General features: G+C 40.7%; 14 protein-coding genes. 12 read left to right on the top strand and 2 right to left on the bottom strand.

Features of this window, described 5'->3' with window-relative positions; genetic code table 11:
* Positions 1-32: 32 nt before the first annotated feature.
* The 9 genes from rpoC to QMA08_RS13730 all read left to right on the top strand — a co-directional run bounded on the left by rpoC (position 33) and on the right by QMA08_RS13730 (position 11,062).
* Positions 33-4,208 (top strand): DNA-directed RNA polymerase subunit beta', encoded by a 4,176-nt coding sequence (rpoC, locus tag QMA08_RS13770; RefSeq protein ID WP_290174745.1) that lies wholly within the window; start codon positions 33-35, stop codon positions 4,206-4,208.
* 194 nt (positions 4,209-4,402) lie between these two features.
* A complete protein-coding gene (gene rpsL, locus QMA08_RS13765) occupies positions 4,403-4,777 on the top strand; it encodes a 30S ribosomal protein S12 (protein WP_002958885.1) in 375 nt (124 codons plus the stop codon).
* A gap of 97 nt (positions 4,778-4,874) precedes the next feature.
* Positions 4,875-5,345, top strand: coding sequence for a 30S ribosomal protein S7 (rpsG, locus tag QMA08_RS13760; protein WP_010555004.1), 471 nt, complete (start codon positions 4,875-4,877; stop codon positions 5,343-5,345).
* 27 nt (positions 5,346-5,372) lie between these two features.
* Complete coding sequence (gene fusA / locus QMA08_RS13755; protein WP_002958887.1) at positions 5,373-7,487, top strand: elongation factor G; 2,115 nt, start codon at positions 5,373-5,375, stop codon at positions 7,485-7,487.
* 62 nt (positions 7,488-7,549) lie between these two features.
* Positions 7,550-8,734 (top strand): elongation factor Tu, encoded by a 1,185-nt coding sequence (gene tuf, locus QMA08_RS13750; RefSeq protein ID WP_002958888.1) that lies wholly within the window; start codon positions 7,550-7,552, stop codon positions 8,732-8,734.
* 472 nt (positions 8,735-9,206) lie between these two features.
* Positions 9,207-9,533: a hypothetical protein gene (locus QMA08_RS13745; protein WP_290174744.1), complete on the top strand. Its 327-nt coding sequence runs from the start codon at positions 9,207-9,209 to the stop codon at positions 9,531-9,533.
* Positions 9,521-9,910, top strand: coding sequence for an AHH domain-containing protein (locus QMA08_RS13740; protein ID WP_290174743.1), 390 nt, complete (start codon positions 9,521-9,523; stop codon positions 9,908-9,910). Before QMA08_RS13745 ends, QMA08_RS13740 begins: the two co-directional genes overlap by 13 nt.
* Positions 9,910-10,497 carry a hypothetical protein gene (locus QMA08_RS13735; protein ID WP_290174742.1) on the top strand — a complete coding sequence of 196 codons (588 nt, stop codon included), beginning with the start codon at positions 9,910-9,912 and terminating at the stop codon, positions 10,495-10,497. The genes QMA08_RS13740 and QMA08_RS13735 overlap by 1 nt, the downstream gene beginning before the upstream one ends.
* Positions 10,498-10,783: 286 nt before the next feature.
* Positions 10,784-11,062 carry a winged helix-turn-helix domain-containing protein gene (locus QMA08_RS13730; protein WP_290174741.1) on the top strand — a complete coding sequence of 93 codons (279 nt, stop codon included), beginning with the start codon at positions 10,784-10,786 and terminating at the stop codon, positions 11,060-11,062.
* On the opposite strand, the gene QMA08_RS13725 is transcribed toward QMA08_RS13730, so the two are convergent.
* Positions 10,995-11,252 carry a helix-turn-helix domain-containing protein gene (locus QMA08_RS13725; protein WP_290174740.1) on the bottom strand — a complete coding sequence of 86 codons (258 nt, stop codon included), beginning with the start codon at positions 11,250-11,252 and terminating at the stop codon, positions 10,995-10,997. The two genes, QMA08_RS13730 and QMA08_RS13725, sit on opposite strands and share 68 nt — an antisense overlap.
* A 475-nt stretch (positions 11,253-11,727) precedes the next feature.
* On the bottom strand, positions 11,728-12,588 hold the full coding sequence (locus QMA08_RS13720) for a YicC/YloC family endoribonuclease (RefSeq protein WP_290174739.1): 861 nt from the start codon (positions 12,586-12,588) through the stop codon (positions 11,728-11,730).
* 179 nt (positions 12,589-12,767) lie between these two features.
* On the opposite strand from QMA08_RS13720, the gene rph reads away from it, so the two are divergent.
* From rph to QMA08_RS13705, 3 genes are read left to right on the top strand one after another with little or no spacing between them, the layout of a single operon-like run.
* The gene (gene rph / locus QMA08_RS13715) at positions 12,768-13,481 is read left to right on the top strand and encodes a ribonuclease PH (RefSeq protein WP_290174738.1); all 714 of its coding nucleotides are present in this window, start codon (positions 12,768-12,770) and stop codon (positions 13,479-13,481) included.
* Between the two features lie 18 nt (positions 13,482-13,499).
* Positions 13,500-14,144: an orotate phosphoribosyltransferase gene (gene pyrE / locus QMA08_RS13710; RefSeq protein ID WP_002958891.1), complete on the top strand. Its 645-nt coding sequence runs from the start codon at positions 13,500-13,502 to the stop codon at positions 14,142-14,144.
* Positions 14,145-14,200: 56 nt separating this feature from the next.
* Positions 14,201-14,581, top strand: coding sequence for a diacylglycerol kinase (locus tag QMA08_RS13705; RefSeq protein WP_002958892.1), 381 nt, complete (start codon positions 14,201-14,203; stop codon positions 14,579-14,581).
* Positions 14,582-15,170 lie beyond the last annotated feature (589 nt).

Here is a 15,170-nt window from a genome sequence, read left to right as displayed (position 1 = left end):
TCCTCAAGATTAACTCCGACAGGAGAGCTAAGGTGAAAGACTTACTTAAGTTTCTGAAGCAACAAAATAAGACCGAAGAATTCGATGCAATTCGCATTGGTCTTGCTTCACCAGACATGGTTCGTTCATGGTCATACGGTGAAGTAAAGAAACCTGAGACTATTAACTACCGTACTTTCAAGCCTGAGCGCGACGGCTTATTCTGTGCCCGTATTTTCGGCCCAGTGAAAGATTATGAGTGTTTATGTGGTAAATATAAACGCCTTAAACACCGTGGTGTGATCTGTGAAAAGTGTGGCGTTGAAGTAACACTCACTAAAGTGCGACGCGATCGTATGGGTCATATCGACCTTGCGAGCCCAGTTGCACATATATGGTTTTTAAAATCATTACCGTCACGTATTGGCTTAATGCTAGATATGACGCTTCGTGATATTGAACGTGTTCTTTACTTCGAATCATTCGTAGTAACTGAGCCTGGTATGACAACGCTTGAGCGTGGTCAACTATTAGGTGAAGAAGAATACTTAGATTCACTAGAAGAGCACGGTGATGAATTTGAAGCGAAGATGGGTGCTGAAGCAGTTTTAGACTTGCTTCGTGAACTTGATCTTGCTCAATTAATTGCTGAGATGCGTGAAGAGTTACCAACAATTAACTCTGAAACTAAGCGTAAAAAAATCACTAAACGTCTTAAGTTAATGGAATCGTTCCACCAATCAGGTAATAACCCTGAGTGGATGATCATGACAGTACTTCCAGTATTGCCACCTGATCTACGCCCATTAGTACCATTAGACGGTGGTCGTTTTGCGACATCTGATCTAAACGACCTTTACCGTCGTGTTATTAACCGTAATAACCGTCTTAAGCGTCTACTAGATTTAGCAGCACCAGACATTATTGTACGCAACGAAAAACGTATGTTACAAGAAGCGGTAGATGCGCTACTTGATAACGGTCGTCGTGGTCGTGCAATTACAGGTTCTAACAAACGTCCTCTTAAATCTCTTGCTGATATGATCAAGGGTAAGCAAGGTCGTTTCCGTCAGAACTTACTTGGTAAGCGTGTAGATTATTCAGGCCGTTCTGTAATCACAGTAGGTCCTACACTTAAGCTTCACCAATGTGGTCTTCCTAAGAAGATGGCACTAGAGCTATTCAAACCATTCATCTATGGCAAGTTAGAGCGTCGCGGCATGGCTACGACAATCAAAGCAGCTAAGAAGATGGTTGAACGTGAAGTTCCGGAAGTATGGGATGTACTTGACGAAGTAATTCGTGAACATCCAGTATTACTTAACCGTGCACCAACACTTCACCGTTTGGGTATCCAAGCGTTTGAACCTGTGCTTATCGAAGGTAAAGCGATTCATTTGCATCCATTAGTATGTGCGGCCTACAACGCCGATTTCGATGGTGACCAAATGGCGGTACACGTACCGTTAACAATCGAAGCACAGCTTGAAGCTCGTGCATTAATGATGTCAACAAACAACATTCTATCTCCTGCGAATGGTGAGCCAATCATCGTTCCTTCACAGGATGTTGTATTGGGTCTTTATTACATGACTCGTGACCGCATTAACGCTAAAGGCGAAGGCGCGATATTTAAAGATCCAAAAGAAGCAGAAAAAGCATACCGCAGCGGCAATGCAGACCTTCACGCAATCGTGAAAGTACGTATTAGCCAATCAGTTAAAAACGAAGACGGCATAGTAGAAGACACTGTTACTGTTATCGATACAACTGTTGGTCGTGCAATTCTGTCTCTAATTTTACCTAAAGGCATGCCGTTTGCGTCAATCAACCAGCCGCTAGGTAAAAAGCAGATTTCTGGCTTATTGAATGAGTGTTACCGTCGTCTAGGTCTTAAAGATACAGTTATCTTTGCTGACCAAGTTATGTACACCGGTTTCCATTATGCAATGAAGTCAGGTGTTTCTATCGGTATTGATGACTTAGTTATCCCACCGATTAAAGCACAGATAATTGAATCAGCTGAAGCTGAAGTAACTGAAATCAATCAACAATTCCAATCAGGTCTTGTAACGGCTGGTGAAAAGTACAATAAAGTTATCGATATCTGGTCACGTGTAAACGAAAACTTATCACGTGAGATGATGGCTAACTTGTCAAAAGATACAGTTATCAATGCAAAAGGTGAAGAAGTAGAGCAACCGTCATTTAACTCAGTGTTTATGATGGCCGACTCAGGTGCTCGTGGTAGTGCTGCACAGATTCGTCAGTTGGCGGGTATGCGTGGTCTAATGGCACGTCCAGATGGTTCAATCATCGAGACGCCAATCACAGCTAACTTCCGTGAAGGTCTAAACGTACTTCAGTACTTCATCTCAACGCATGGTGCGCGTAAAGGTCTTGCCGATACAGCACTTAAAACAGCTAACTCGGGTTACCTAACGCGTCGTCTAGTAGACGTAGCACAAGATTTGGTAATCAACGAAGATGATTGTGGCACAGAAGATGGCTTAACAATGAAACCGCTTATTGAAGGTGGTGATGTTGTAGAAGCACTTCGTGAACGTGTTCTTGGTCGTGTTGTTGCTGAAGATATCGTTATTCCAGGTACTAATACTGTACTTGTTGAGCGTAATATCATGCTTGACGAAAAACTGTGTGACCTTTTAGAAGAGCACTCAGTGGATGAAGTTCGCGTACGTTCTGTTATCACATGTGATAACGACTTTGGTGTATGTGCTAAGTGTTATGGTCGTGACCTTGCACGTGGTCATATCATCAACGCGGGTGAATCAGTAGGTGTTATCGCGGCGCAGTCAATCGGTGAGCCGGGTACACAGCTTACGATGCGTACATTCCACATCGGTGGTGCGGCATCAAGAGCGTCAGCTGAAAATAATGTACAAGTTAAAACTAACGGTACATTAAAACTTCATAACGCTAAATATGTATTAAATACAGATGGTAAGATTGTTATTACCTCACGTTCTACTGAGATCACTATCATTGATAGCTATGGTCGTGAAAAAGAGCGTTATAAAGTACCTTACGGTGCGGTATTAACAGTGCAAGACAATGCTGAAGTTCAAGGTAACGACATCGTTGCTACTTGGGACCCGCATAGTCACCCAATCGTTCTTGAGCATAAGTCAAAAGTATCGTTTAGCGACATCGATGACTCAAATACTGAAGCACAGACTGATGAACTAACAGGTTTAACCCGTGTAGTTGTTAAAGATCTTGCTAAAGTAAATACTAAAGAACCTAAGCTTATCATTGAAAGTGAAGAGCGCGGTCTGCAAGAAACACGTCTTCCTTCATTCACTACGATTGAAGTTATTGACGGCGTTACAGCAAACCCTGGTGACGTGTTAGCACGTATACCACAAGAAGGTTCGAAAACTCGTGATATCACGGGTGGTCTACCACGCGTAGCCGACTTATTTGAAGCGCGTAAACCTAAAGAGCCAGCTATCTTAGCTGAGATCACAGGTACTATTAGCTTCGGTAAAGAGACTAAAGGTAAGAAGCGTTTAGTTATTACTCCAGCTGAAGGTGATCATTACGAAGAAATGATTCCTAAGTGGCGTCAACTTAACGTGTTTGAAGGTGAGCAAGTGTCTAAAGGTGAAGTTATCGCCGATGGTCCTGAATCGCCGCATGACATCTTACGCCTACGTGGTGTGACTCATGTTGCTAACTACATCGTTAACGAAGTGCAAGAGGTTTACCGTTTGCAAGGCGTTAAGATCAATGACAAGCACATTGAAACAATTATCCGTCAGATGATTCGTAAATGTACCATCATACACGGCGGTGATACTGACTTCTTAGCCGGTGAACAAATCGAAGTGGCGCGCGTTAATATCGCAAACCGTGACCTTGAAAAACAAGGTAAGATACCAGCTAAGTTTGAAATCCAGTTAATGGGTATCACAAAAGCATCACTAGCAACAGAATCTTTCATCTCTGCAGCGTCTTTCCAAGAGACAACACGTGTTCTTACAGATGCGGCAGTGAATGGTAAGAGCGATGAGCTTCGCGGTCTTAAAGAAAACGTAATTGTGGGTCGTTTGATCCCAGCCGGTACCGGTTTTGCGTATCATCAAGAACGTATGGCTCGCCGTAAACAAAGCAAAGTAGTAGTAGAAGAGCAAACAGTAAGTGCAGAAGAGGCGACTCAAGCACTTACAGACGCTCTAAATGCTGATTTGTCTGGAAATCAATAAACTGTTCTTAATCAATGGATTAAGTGATCGTAAGGCAGTTATATGCTGTCTTACGATTAGTTTAGGTTGACAGGTTAAACTTTGCTCATTAAAATTCCGCCACCCATTTACTTGTGTGCTTGATGCAGGCTCGTAAATAAAGGGCGGATTTTTTATTTTTTTCAGTAGTAATTTTAATTTCAGGAGCTATTTAAATGGCAACTATTAACCAGCTAGTGCGTAAGCCACGCCGTAGCAAGGTTACGAAAAGTAACTCAGCTGCACTAAAAGCGTGTCCGCAAAAGCGCGGTGTATGTACTCGCGTATATACAACTACACCTAAGAAACCAAACTCGGCGTTACGTAAAGTAGCACGTGTACGTTTAACTAACGGTTTCGAAGTAACTTCATACATTGGCGGTGAAGGTCATAACCTTCAAGAGCATAGTGTAATCCTAATCCGTGGTGGTCGTGTTAAAGATTTACCAGGTGTGCGTTTTCACACTGTTCGTGGTGCACTTGACTGTGCAGGCGTTAGCGATCGTCGTCAAGCTCGTTCTAAATACGGTGCAAAACGCCCTAAAGGGTAATTGTATTCCGTTAGTAAGGCCAAGCACTAAATATTTATAATTATTGTTTTGGGTGATTGACTCGAAAGAGCAAACCTGAATAAACCGGAGATACAAAATGCCTAGAAGACGCGTAATCGGTCAACGTAAAATTCTTCCAGATCCTAAGTTCGGATCGGAACTTCTTGCTAAATTCGTTAACATCGTGATGTTAGACGGCAAGAAATCTACTGCTGAAAAAATTGTTTATGGTGCGCTAGACGTGGCTGCTGAGAAATCAGGCAAGTCGCACCTAGAAATCTTTGAAACTGCACTTGATAACATCCGTCCACAGGTAGAGGTTAAATCTCGCCGTGTTGGTGGTTCAACTTATCAAGTACCAGTTGAAGTACGTCCAGTTCGTCGTAACGCATTAGGTATGCGTTGGTTAGTAGACGCTGCACGTAAGCGTGGCGAAAAATCTATGGGCTTACGTTTAGCTCAAGAAATCGTTGACGCTTCTGATAATAAAGGCACTGCGGTTAAGAAACGTGAAGACGTTCACCGTATGGCTGAAGCGAATAAAGCATTCGCTCATTACCGTTGGTAATCTGTCTTTAACCTTTAAGAGGATCATATGGCACGTACAACTCCACTTGAGCGCTATCGTAATATAGGTATTGTTGCTCACGTAGATGCAGGCAAAACCACCACAACAGAACGTGTTCTGTTCTACACAGGTCTTTCTCATAAGATCGGTGAAGTACATGATGGCGCTGCAACTATGGATTGGATGGAGCAGGAACAAGAGCGTGGTATCACAATCACTTCTGCTGCAACAACGTGTTTTTGGAAAGGGATGGACGCTCAATTTGACGCCCATCGTATCAATATTATTGATACTCCAGGACACGTAGATTTCACTATCGAAGTAGAGCGTTCTTTACGCGTACTAGATGGTGCGGTAGTTGTTCTTTGTGCTTCATCTGGTGTACAGCCGCAAACTGAGACAGTTTGGCGTCAAGCGAACAAATACGAAGTTCCGAGAATGATCTTCGTAAATAAAATGGATCGCACGGGCGCAGACTTCTTAGCAGTGGTCAGCCAGGTGAAATCTCGTCTTGGAGCAACGCCTGTTCCAATTCAGTTGCCTGTAGGCGCTGAGGACGACTTTAAAGGTGTTATTGACCTCATAAAAATGAAAGTGATTAACTGGAACGAAGCGGACCAGGGTATGACTTTCTCTTATGAGGCAATACCGGCAGAACTTCTGGAATTAGCTGAAGAATGGCGCGCTCATTTAGTTGAAAGCGCTGCTGAAGCAACAGAAGAACTAATGGATAAATACTTAGAAGGTGAAGAGTTAAGTGAAGCAGAAATTAAAAATGCTTTACGCCAACGAACATTAGCAAATGAGATTGTTCCAGTTACTTGTGGTAGCGCATTTAAAAACAAAGGCGTTCAAGCTGTGCTTGATGGCGTTGTTGAATATATGCCGTCACCAGAGCAAGTGAAACAAATCCAAGGTATCTTAGAAAATGGTACTGAGGAAGAACGTCCAGCTAATGATAAAGCGCCGTTTGCTGCACTCGCATTTAAGATTGCAACAGACCCGTTCGTTGGAACCTTGACCTTTTTCCGTGTTTACTCTGGTACTGTTAAACAGGGTGACACGGTATATAATCCAGTAAAAAGTAAGCGTGAGCGACTTGGCCGTATCGTACAGATGCATTCAAACTCTCGTGAAGAGATCAAAGAAGTTTTCGCAGGCGACATCGCGGCAGCTATTGGTCTTAAAGACGTAACAACAGGTGAAACACTGTGTGATCCGAATTCTATTATTACGCTTGAGCGTATGGAATTCCCAGAACCAGTAATCTCTATTGCGGTTGAGCCCCGCACTATAGCTGACCAAGACAAGATGGGTATTGCACTAGGTAAACTAGCTGCTGAAGATCCTTCTTTTCGCGTACAAACTGACGAAGAATCAGGCCAGGTTATAATCTCTGGCATGGGTGAACTTCACCTAGATATCATCGTCGACCGTATGAAACGTGAATTCAGTGTTGAATGTAACGTTGGTAAGCCGCAGGTCTCATACCGAGAAGCTATTCGTTCAACTGTTAAGGTTGAAGGGAAGTTTATACGTCAGTCAGGTGGTCGTGGCCAATATGGGCACGTTTGGATTAAACTTGAACCGATGGATATTACGGATGATGAGTCACCAATTTACGAGTTCGTTAACGAAACCGTAGGTGGTTCAGTTCCTAAAGAATTCGTTCCTGCGGTAGACAAAGGTATCCAAGAGCAAATGTCTCAAGGTGTACTGGCAGGCTACCCATTACTTGGCGTTAAAGCGACTTTATATGATGGTTCATTCCATGATGTAGATTCGAATGAAATGGCATTTAAAATAGCAGGTTCACTGGCAATGAAAAACGGGGCGCTTGAAGCTAATCCTGTACTTTTAGAGCCAGTAATGAAGGTTGAAGTACTCACTCCTGATTCAAATATGGGTGATGTAGTTGGCGACTTAAACCGTCGCCGCGGCATAATCGAAGGCATGGAAGATGCATTAGGTGGACTTAAGCAAATTAATGCGCAAGTTCCTCTTTCTGAAATGTTTGGTTATGCAACTGCTTTACGATCTGCAACACAGGGCCGTGCCTCATACTCTATGGAGTTTGTGAAGTACGCTGAAGCCTCTAAAAATGTCGCAGATACAATAATTTCAGCTCGCGCTGTTATATAATTTTAGCTTGTCTGGCTCAATAGTGAGTCAGGCTTTAATTTCTTTATTAGGAATTTTTTAAGATGGCAAAAGAAAAGTTTGAACGCGTAAAACCGCACGTAAACGTTGGTACAATCGGCCACGTTGACCACGGTAAAACTACACTAACTGCAGCAATCACTAACGTACTTGCAAAAGTATACGGCGGTGTTGCTAAAGATTTCGCATCAATCGATAACGCTCCAGAAGAGCGCGAACGTGGTATCACTATTTCAACGTCTCACGTTGAATACGATACACCTACACGTCACTACGCACACGTAGATTGTCCTGGTCACGCCGATTATGTTAAAAACATGATCACTGGTGCTGCTCAAATGGACGGCGCGATCTTAGTAGTTGCTGCGACAGATGGCCCTATGCCACAAACACGTGAGCACATCCTTCTTTCTCGTCAGGTTGGCGTTCCTTACATCATCGTATTCATGAACAAATGTGACATGGTTGATGACGAAGAGCTACTTGAACTAGTAGAAATGGAAGTTCGTGAACTTCTTTCTGAATACGATTTCCCAGGTGATGACTTACCTCTAATCGCTGGTTCTGCGCTTAAAGCGTTAGAAGGCGAGAAAGAGTGGGAAGATAAGATTGTTGAGCTTGCAAATGCACTTGATTCTTACATCCCAGAGCCAGAGCGTGACATCGATAAGCCATTCATCATGCCTATCGAAGACGTTTTCTCAATCCAAGGCCGTGGTACTGTTGTAACTGGTCGTGTTGAAGCTGGTATCATCCGCATCAATGACGAAGTAGAAATTGTTGGTATCAATGATACAACTCGTTCTACTTGTACTGGTGTTGAAATGTTCCGTAAGCTTCTTGACGAAGGTCGTGCTGGCGAAAACATCGGCGCACTTCTACGTGGTACTAAGCGTGAAGACGTTGAACGTGGTCAAGTACTAGCTAAGCCTGGTTCAATCAACCCACATACTACATTCACTTCAGAAGTATACGTACTTTCTAAAGATGAAGGTGGTCGTCATACACCATTCTTCAAAGGTTACCGTCCACAGTTCTACTTCCGTACAACTGACGTAACTGGTGACGTACAGTTACCAGATGGCGTAGAAATGGTAATGCCTGGTGATAACATCAAGATGACAGTAACTCTAATCGCACCAATCGCGATGGATGAAGGTCTTCGTTTTGCTATCCGTGAAGGTGGTCGTACTGTAGGTGCTGGTGTTGTAGCAACTATCGTAGCGTAATTATTAGCCTAGCTAATTATTACCAAAAAGCCCGAGCTTAGTCTCGGGCTTTTTAATGTCTAAAATAAAGTACTATTTAAGATGCCGCTTTAACCTTAGGTGAAGATACTTGGTAACAATACTCAAAGTATCATTAGTGGTATTACTAAAAACCCGAGCTAAGCTCGGGTTTTGATAAGTTATGAATGTGTCATATTTAGCTGAAAACTATTCAATATTTTGAATCTGAATGTAGAATAACCTTTTTAATATTATATTTATCAGTGCTTTAGCTGGTGTTTAGGGTGTTTGTTCTGTGTTTGGTAACCGGTATAGTAACCACTTGGAGTCGGTTTCTGATAAATAGGGTTTATTTTACTAAAGAGGAAATAAGCTTAAATCAGTACCGAGTAACATACATAAAAATTGATAAACTGTTTAGTTTTTGTATTATACACCCAAACATAATCAAATAATCAAGGAAGAGTGTTTTATGAAACCGCTGCACGCGTATCCCCATCCCGAGAGACCTCAAAATCCTTCACCCTTAGAAATGGCTATTTATAACTATGAGTTAAAAGCTAAAGAGTTCCATAACAAGCGAATAGCTCAAAAAGGGAAGGCGAGTGAAGATCTAAAAAATAAGATGGCTCGTGATTTTAATCATTTGCAAAAAGAGAAAGAGAGAATTACAGCTCACGCTCGCTTACAAACAGATTTAAAAGAATACCGAGAGCTAAGTGCAAGTTCTACGGTCACGCAATTAAAGCAAGAAAACATCATCCAACAAAAAAGCTTGCTCGTCACTTGGTCGCAATAGGGGAACCCAAACCAACTAAGCTGCACGAGGCTCACCATATTATTTGTGGCACAGGGCAATATCAATCAGCGAATATGTTGCAAACAAGGCTTAATCTTCATCTGCATGGAGTTGGCATTAACGATCCCATTAACGGTGTATGGTTAATTAACTTTGAAAAAAATACAGACCAGAACTGGGATAGCCCAGCCTCGCCGCCTCATGGAAAGCTACACAGATATAACTATGAGACATGGATTAATACTAACTTTGGTAATGCGGCTACGCCTAAAGCTTTATTTTTGAATAGGCTGAAAACGGTTAAAGTTAAAATAAAAACAGGTACTGTGCCTGCAGGTTTACTTGCACCAAAAGATGAAAACTGGAAGGCTTTATAGTGACTGTATATCAAATTAAAAACGAAGCTTACACATACGACGTGATCGACCTTGATATTGTTGAGCTCTCAGAAACAATTTCAAAAAATAACGACCTTGATACAGATACTGTACTAAGGATGTTTATGTCATCCTCGCTAAATAATATCGAATTTAGTCACCTATGGCCCGAGGGGTTAAACTTTGATTATTTTGGTAAAGCTAAAAAACAAGACTATGACATATCGCGCTTAGGTCATTTTTTAATAATGAAGATGCCAGTATATGAGTTGTTAAAAGAGCGCTTAGCAAATTTTGGAGAGTTTTTACCCGTTAAAGCTGAAGGCAACAACATGATATTGTTTAACTTGCTTACCTTCGGGCAAGAGCAAAAAGACATGTGTTTAACCAAATACGAAGATGGCTTCGAAGACGGTTTAGAGTTACTTACCTTTGAGCAAGACGATATACAAAATAAACTGCTATTTAAATCTAAGCTAGAAGGTGCTCAAAAAGTTTATTGTACTGATGAGTTTAAAAATATTATCCAAAGTAACAACCTTAAAGGTTTAGTATTTGACGAAGACTTATTAGACCCGTTTGTTTAGTATCGCTCAACACAAAGGCGAATATATTAAGTAGCCAAAGAATCATTAATTGTGAATACAATACTTTCAGACTCTTTATAAAACAACACCCCTCCCGCTACCCGTAAGCTCAGCGCCCTGCGAGGGGGTAATTGTTTATAATGCATAGTAAAGTTGCGTACATAACCTTTGCCCCATAATTTTAATTTGTATATTATCTCAACTAATAAGAACAATGGATTAGCTTTATAGTAACTAATACGGCTTGCCAGGGAATAGTATGTAGTTACCAGATTACCAATCATTCATGACCCCATTACTGCAATGCTTAGCTAACGGCGAAACAGTAAAGCTCAAAGAGATTGAAGCACACGTTTATCAAAGCATAGGCTTATCTGTAGAGCAGCTTAAACTGCGTATTCCTAGCGCCAAGCAAACTTATGCCTACCACCGCTTAAGTTGGGCTAAAACTTACCTTGTTAAAGCAGGTTTATTTAGAAGCTGTGGTGTGCCACTCATTAGCCATCCTCCGAGAATATATCTTCAATGGTATCCCAGTCTGGTAGAGAGTGTTGTTTTGAGGTAACTTCAAATTGTAAATCAACTGCATCAAGCAGTCGCTCAAATATATCGAATGAACCCGTAAAGCGTCCGTTCTCAATCTCGGAAATCGTCGTTTTATTAATTCCCGCGATCTCTGATAGCTTTTGTTGCTTGTAGCCTAAAGCTTTCCTGCTAGTACTTATTTGTTTGCCAATATCTGCTCTACTCGACATATATTCACTTATTTGATGTTAGCTATATAGCTAATAAAAATTATCAATATTTCACAGGCATTGCATTATTTATATAAGACGGTTTAGCTTAAAAAACCAAACCGTCAACCGTTGACGGTTACTACCAATTAAACTTAAAGGCTTTATTAATAGGTAAAAACTGTTTTTTTGCTTTTTTACTTTTTATCTTCAAACCAGTCATTAAATAGGTCATTCATTGTTATAATAATGTCTGTCCCTGCCTTACCTCTTTCAGCAAGCGGATCTATACCATTTTTAATTTCTTGTTTTGGTTTCTTTTACATTAATTGAGTCGTATGAAAATGGCTATCAAGGATTTTAAAAGTGGTTACGGTGATATCAAGTAGTTTGGTAACCACTTGGACACGTACAATAGAGGGCTAGTATGAACGGTAGAAAACAAATAAGCCTAGAAAAATCCAGGCTTATTAATTGGTTATAAACAAGCTGAAAACTATTCAATATTTTGAATCTGTTCTCTCATTTGTTCAATTAGTACTTTTAGCTCTACAGCGGCAGTAGTGATGTCACTATTGATAGACTTAGACGCTAGCGTGTTAGCTTCACGATTAAATTCTTGCATCATAAAATCTAAGCGGCGGCCACATGCGCCTCCTTTTTTAAGGATTTTTTTAGTTTCTTTAACGTGAGACTTTAAGCGATCTAATTCTTCAGCCACATCTTGTTTTTGCGCAAGGTAAATTAGTTCTTGTTCAAGGCGTGACTCGTCAATGTTTGCTGTTAAGTCTTCTAGCTTTTGAGCAAGTTTTTCACGCTGCCATTTAGCAATCTCAGGCATATGCGTTTCTACAATTTCTACTTGCTCTAGAATTGCATCAAGGCGTATTGCTATCATTTCTTCAAGGTTTGCACCTTCATCGCCACGTGCAGATTTAAAATCTTTGATTACTTGATCAAGACCAGCTATTAATGCTGTATTAACGCTATCCATATCAAGCTCTTCTGCTTCCATAACGCCAGGCCAACGTAATATATCAACAGGGTTAATATCACCACTACTTTGTTGTTGAACCCATTTAGCGCTATTTATTAGTTGTTCAGCAAGGGCTTGGTTAATTGATAGCTCGCCAACATGGGCTGGATTTGCCACGAACTTTAAAAAGACCTCAACTTTACCGCGTTGTAAGTGTTTGCGTAAACGCTCACGAATAACTGGCTCCATGCCACGAAATTGCTCTGGTGCGCGTATAAATGTTTCAAGGTAACGCTGGTTTACTGAGCGAACTTCCCAAGTGCCAGTACCCCAATCGCCTTTTATTTCGCGACGCGCATAAGCTGTCATACTGTGGATCATGGATATTTTCCTAAATTTATAAATACAATATTATGATGATTATACCGTAACACTGCTTAAGCTCTAGGGAAAATTTAATACACTGAATATTTTGCATACAGCTATTTATTTAAATCAACATGGTATCTATACCCACATACACTTATAATGTCGCAAATTCTGAATTAAGGGGATCGTCAATGCGTCCAAGCGAAAGAACACCTAACCAAATTAGACCTGTTACATTTACACGTAATTATACTTTGCATGCTGAAGGCTCAGTACTTGTTGAGTTTGGTAACACCAAAGTACTTTGTACAGCTACTGTTGAATCGGGCGTTCCTCGTTTCATGAAAGGTCAGGGTAAAGGTTGGATCAATGCTGAATACGGTATGTTACCGCGAGCAACGCATACGCGTAATGCTCGTGAAGCTGCACGTGGTAAACAGGGCGGCCGTACTATGGAAATTCAACGCTTAATTGCACGTGCACTTCGTGCGGCTGTTGACTTAAAAGCACTTGGCGAAAACACAATTACTATTGACTGTGACGTTATTCAAGCTGACGGCGGTACACGTACTGCTTCTATAAGTGGTGCATGTGTTGCACTTGTTGATGCACTAACGCATATGCGTGCAAAAGGTATGATTAATTCAAACCCACTTAAACATATGATTGCAGCTATTTCAGTTGGTATTTACAAAGGCCAAGCAATTAGTGATTTAGAATACATTGAAGATTCAGTCGCAGAGACTGATATGAACGTAATTTTAACCGAAACAGGTAAAATTATAGAAATTCAAGGTACAGCCGAAGGCGAACCTTTCTCGTTTGATGAGCTAGATGAGTTACTTACTCTAGCTAAACATTCTATTCGCGAAATCATTGACGTACAAAAGCAAGCATTAGCATAAATAGGTAGGCTACTAGATATGAAAGATTATCAGAAAGAGTTTATAGAATTTGCTCTAGAGAAGCAGGTGTTAAAATTTGGTGAGTTTACATTAAAGTCTGGACGTACAAGTCCTTACTTTTTTAATGCTGGTTTGTTTAATACTGGTCGAGACTTAGCGCGTTTAGGTCGCTTTTATGCATCGGCACTCGAAGATTCTGCTATAGAGTACGATGTATTATTTGGTCCTGCGTATAAAGGTATTCCAATAGCGACAACAACAGCGGTTGCCTTAGCGGATCATCATGATAAAGATGTACCTTACTGTTTTAATCGTAAAGAGAAAAAAGCACACGGTGAAGGCGGTACATTAGTAGGCTCAGAACTCAATGGCAAAATTATGCTAGTTGACGATGTAATTACCGCAGGTACTGCGATTCGAGAGTCAATGGAAATCATTGCACAAAATGGTGCTGACCTTAGTGGTGTTTTAATTGCGTTAGATCGCCAAGAAAAGGGTAAAGCTGAACTATCAGCTATTCAGGAAGTTGAGCGTGACTTTAATACCAAAGTGATTTCAATTGTAAAATTAGCTGATCTTATCAGTTACCTTGAAAGCCAAGGCACAATGGATGAGCATTTAGCCTCAGTTAAAGCTTACCGTGATCAATACGGCGTAGCATAAATAAAAAGCCTCGCAGTGCGGGGCTTTATTTTGACCTTCATTCATAGAGTTTATTAATGAAAGATGTATTAAAACCAAATGGCTTAGGCCTCAAGCGTGTTTTCAAAGCAACCTATTGCTCTTACCTTGGCTTTAAAGCAGCATTTAAAGAAGAAGCAGCATTTAGGCAAGAGCTACTATTAAGCCTTATATTATTTCCTATTTCATTTTGGCTTGCTTCATCACTATTGCACTGGGCAATACTAATTAGCTCATTGCTTATTATATTAATAGTTGAATTACTAAACTCCGCCATTGAAGCATTAACAGATCGAGTAAGTACAGAGTTACATGTATTGTCAGGTAGGGCCAAAGATATGGGATCTGCAGCCGTAACACTTTCATTAACGATCGTATTGATCATCTGGGGTGTAAGCCTCTATATGAAGATTGTTTAACTCTACTTCTAATATAAAATAGGTTTTAACCCCGTTAGTTGTTAATAACTTGATGGTTATGTTGTGTTTTTAACGTGTTTAGCTCAAATTCTCAGCGAACAGCACATTATTTCAAGTTTTCTTCAAAAAAGGGTTGATCTGTTTTCGGATCTCCCTATAATGCGACCCCACTGAGACGGGAAACGCGAAGCATAGCGAGGCACGAACTACTCAGAGAGTTAAATAAAACTTCGGTTTTAAATTGTCGAAAAAGAAAGTTTAAAACTAAGTATTGACTCGAAAAATAAAGGGTGTATTATTCGCATCCCTTGAGGCGCTAAAGCGACTCAAAACGTTCTTTAACAATATAAAGCAATCATCTGTGTGGGCACTCGTACAGATTGAGTTCTAACAGCCAAGCTACTTAGGTAGCGAGGCAAACAAATTAGAGTCTCAATTGAAAACTGAGTGACCAACAGAATAGTTATTTCGGTAATTATTCGGCACAGTCAATTCAATATCGAAAGATATTAAAAAATTCAGAATTCATTGAGCTGTCGAAAGACATAAAACTTTTTAATTGAAGAGTTTGATCATGGCTCAGATTGAA

Source organism: Pseudoalteromonas sp. APC 3355 (assembly GCF_030407615.1).
Taxonomy (GTDB): domain Bacteria; phylum Pseudomonadota; class Gammaproteobacteria; order Enterobacterales; family Alteromonadaceae; genus Pseudoalteromonas; species Pseudoalteromonas distincta.
Note: the sequence above shows the minus strand (reverse complement) of the source record. Positions and strands in the feature narration are given on the sequence as shown.

What these genes read in the sequence shown, in the direction of transcription:
- rpsL (WP_002958885.1), top strand. Translation starts at nt 4,403, where the DNA reads ATGGCAACTATTAACCAGCTAGTGCGTAAGCCACGCCGTAGCAAGGTT.
- rpsG (WP_010555004.1), top strand. Translation starts at nt 4,875, where the DNA reads ATGCCTAGAAGACGCGTAATCGGTCAACGTAAAATTCTTCCAGATCCT.
- fusA (WP_002958887.1), top strand. Translation starts at nt 5,373, where the DNA reads ATGGCACGTACAACTCCACTTGAGCGCTATCGTAATATAGGTATTGTT.
- tuf (WP_002958888.1), top strand. Translation starts at nt 7,550, where the DNA reads ATGGCAAAAGAAAAGTTTGAACGCGTAAAACCGCACGTAAACGTTGGT.
- QMA08_RS13745 (WP_290174744.1), top strand. Translation starts at nt 9,207, where the DNA reads ATGAAACCGCTGCACGCGTATCCCCATCCCGAGAGACCTCAAAATCCT.
- QMA08_RS13730 (WP_290174741.1), top strand. Translation starts at nt 10,784, where the DNA reads ATGACCCCATTACTGCAATGCTTAGCTAACGGCGAAACAGTAAAGCTC.
- QMA08_RS13725 (WP_290174740.1), bottom strand. Translation starts at nt 11,252, where the DNA reads ATGTCGAGTAGAGCAGATATTGGCAAACAAATAAGTACTAGCAGGAAA.
- QMA08_RS13720 (WP_290174739.1), bottom strand. Translation starts at nt 12,588, where the DNA reads ATGATCCACAGTATGACAGCTTATGCGCGTCGCGAAATAAAAGGCGAT.
- rph (WP_290174738.1), top strand. Translation starts at nt 12,768, where the DNA reads ATGCGTCCAAGCGAAAGAACACCTAACCAAATTAGACCTGTTACATTT.
- pyrE (WP_002958891.1), top strand. Translation starts at nt 13,500, where the DNA reads ATGAAAGATTATCAGAAAGAGTTTATAGAATTTGCTCTAGAGAAGCAG.
- QMA08_RS13705 (WP_002958892.1), top strand. Translation starts at nt 14,201, where the DNA reads ATGAAAGATGTATTAAAACCAAATGGCTTAGGCCTCAAGCGTGTTTTC.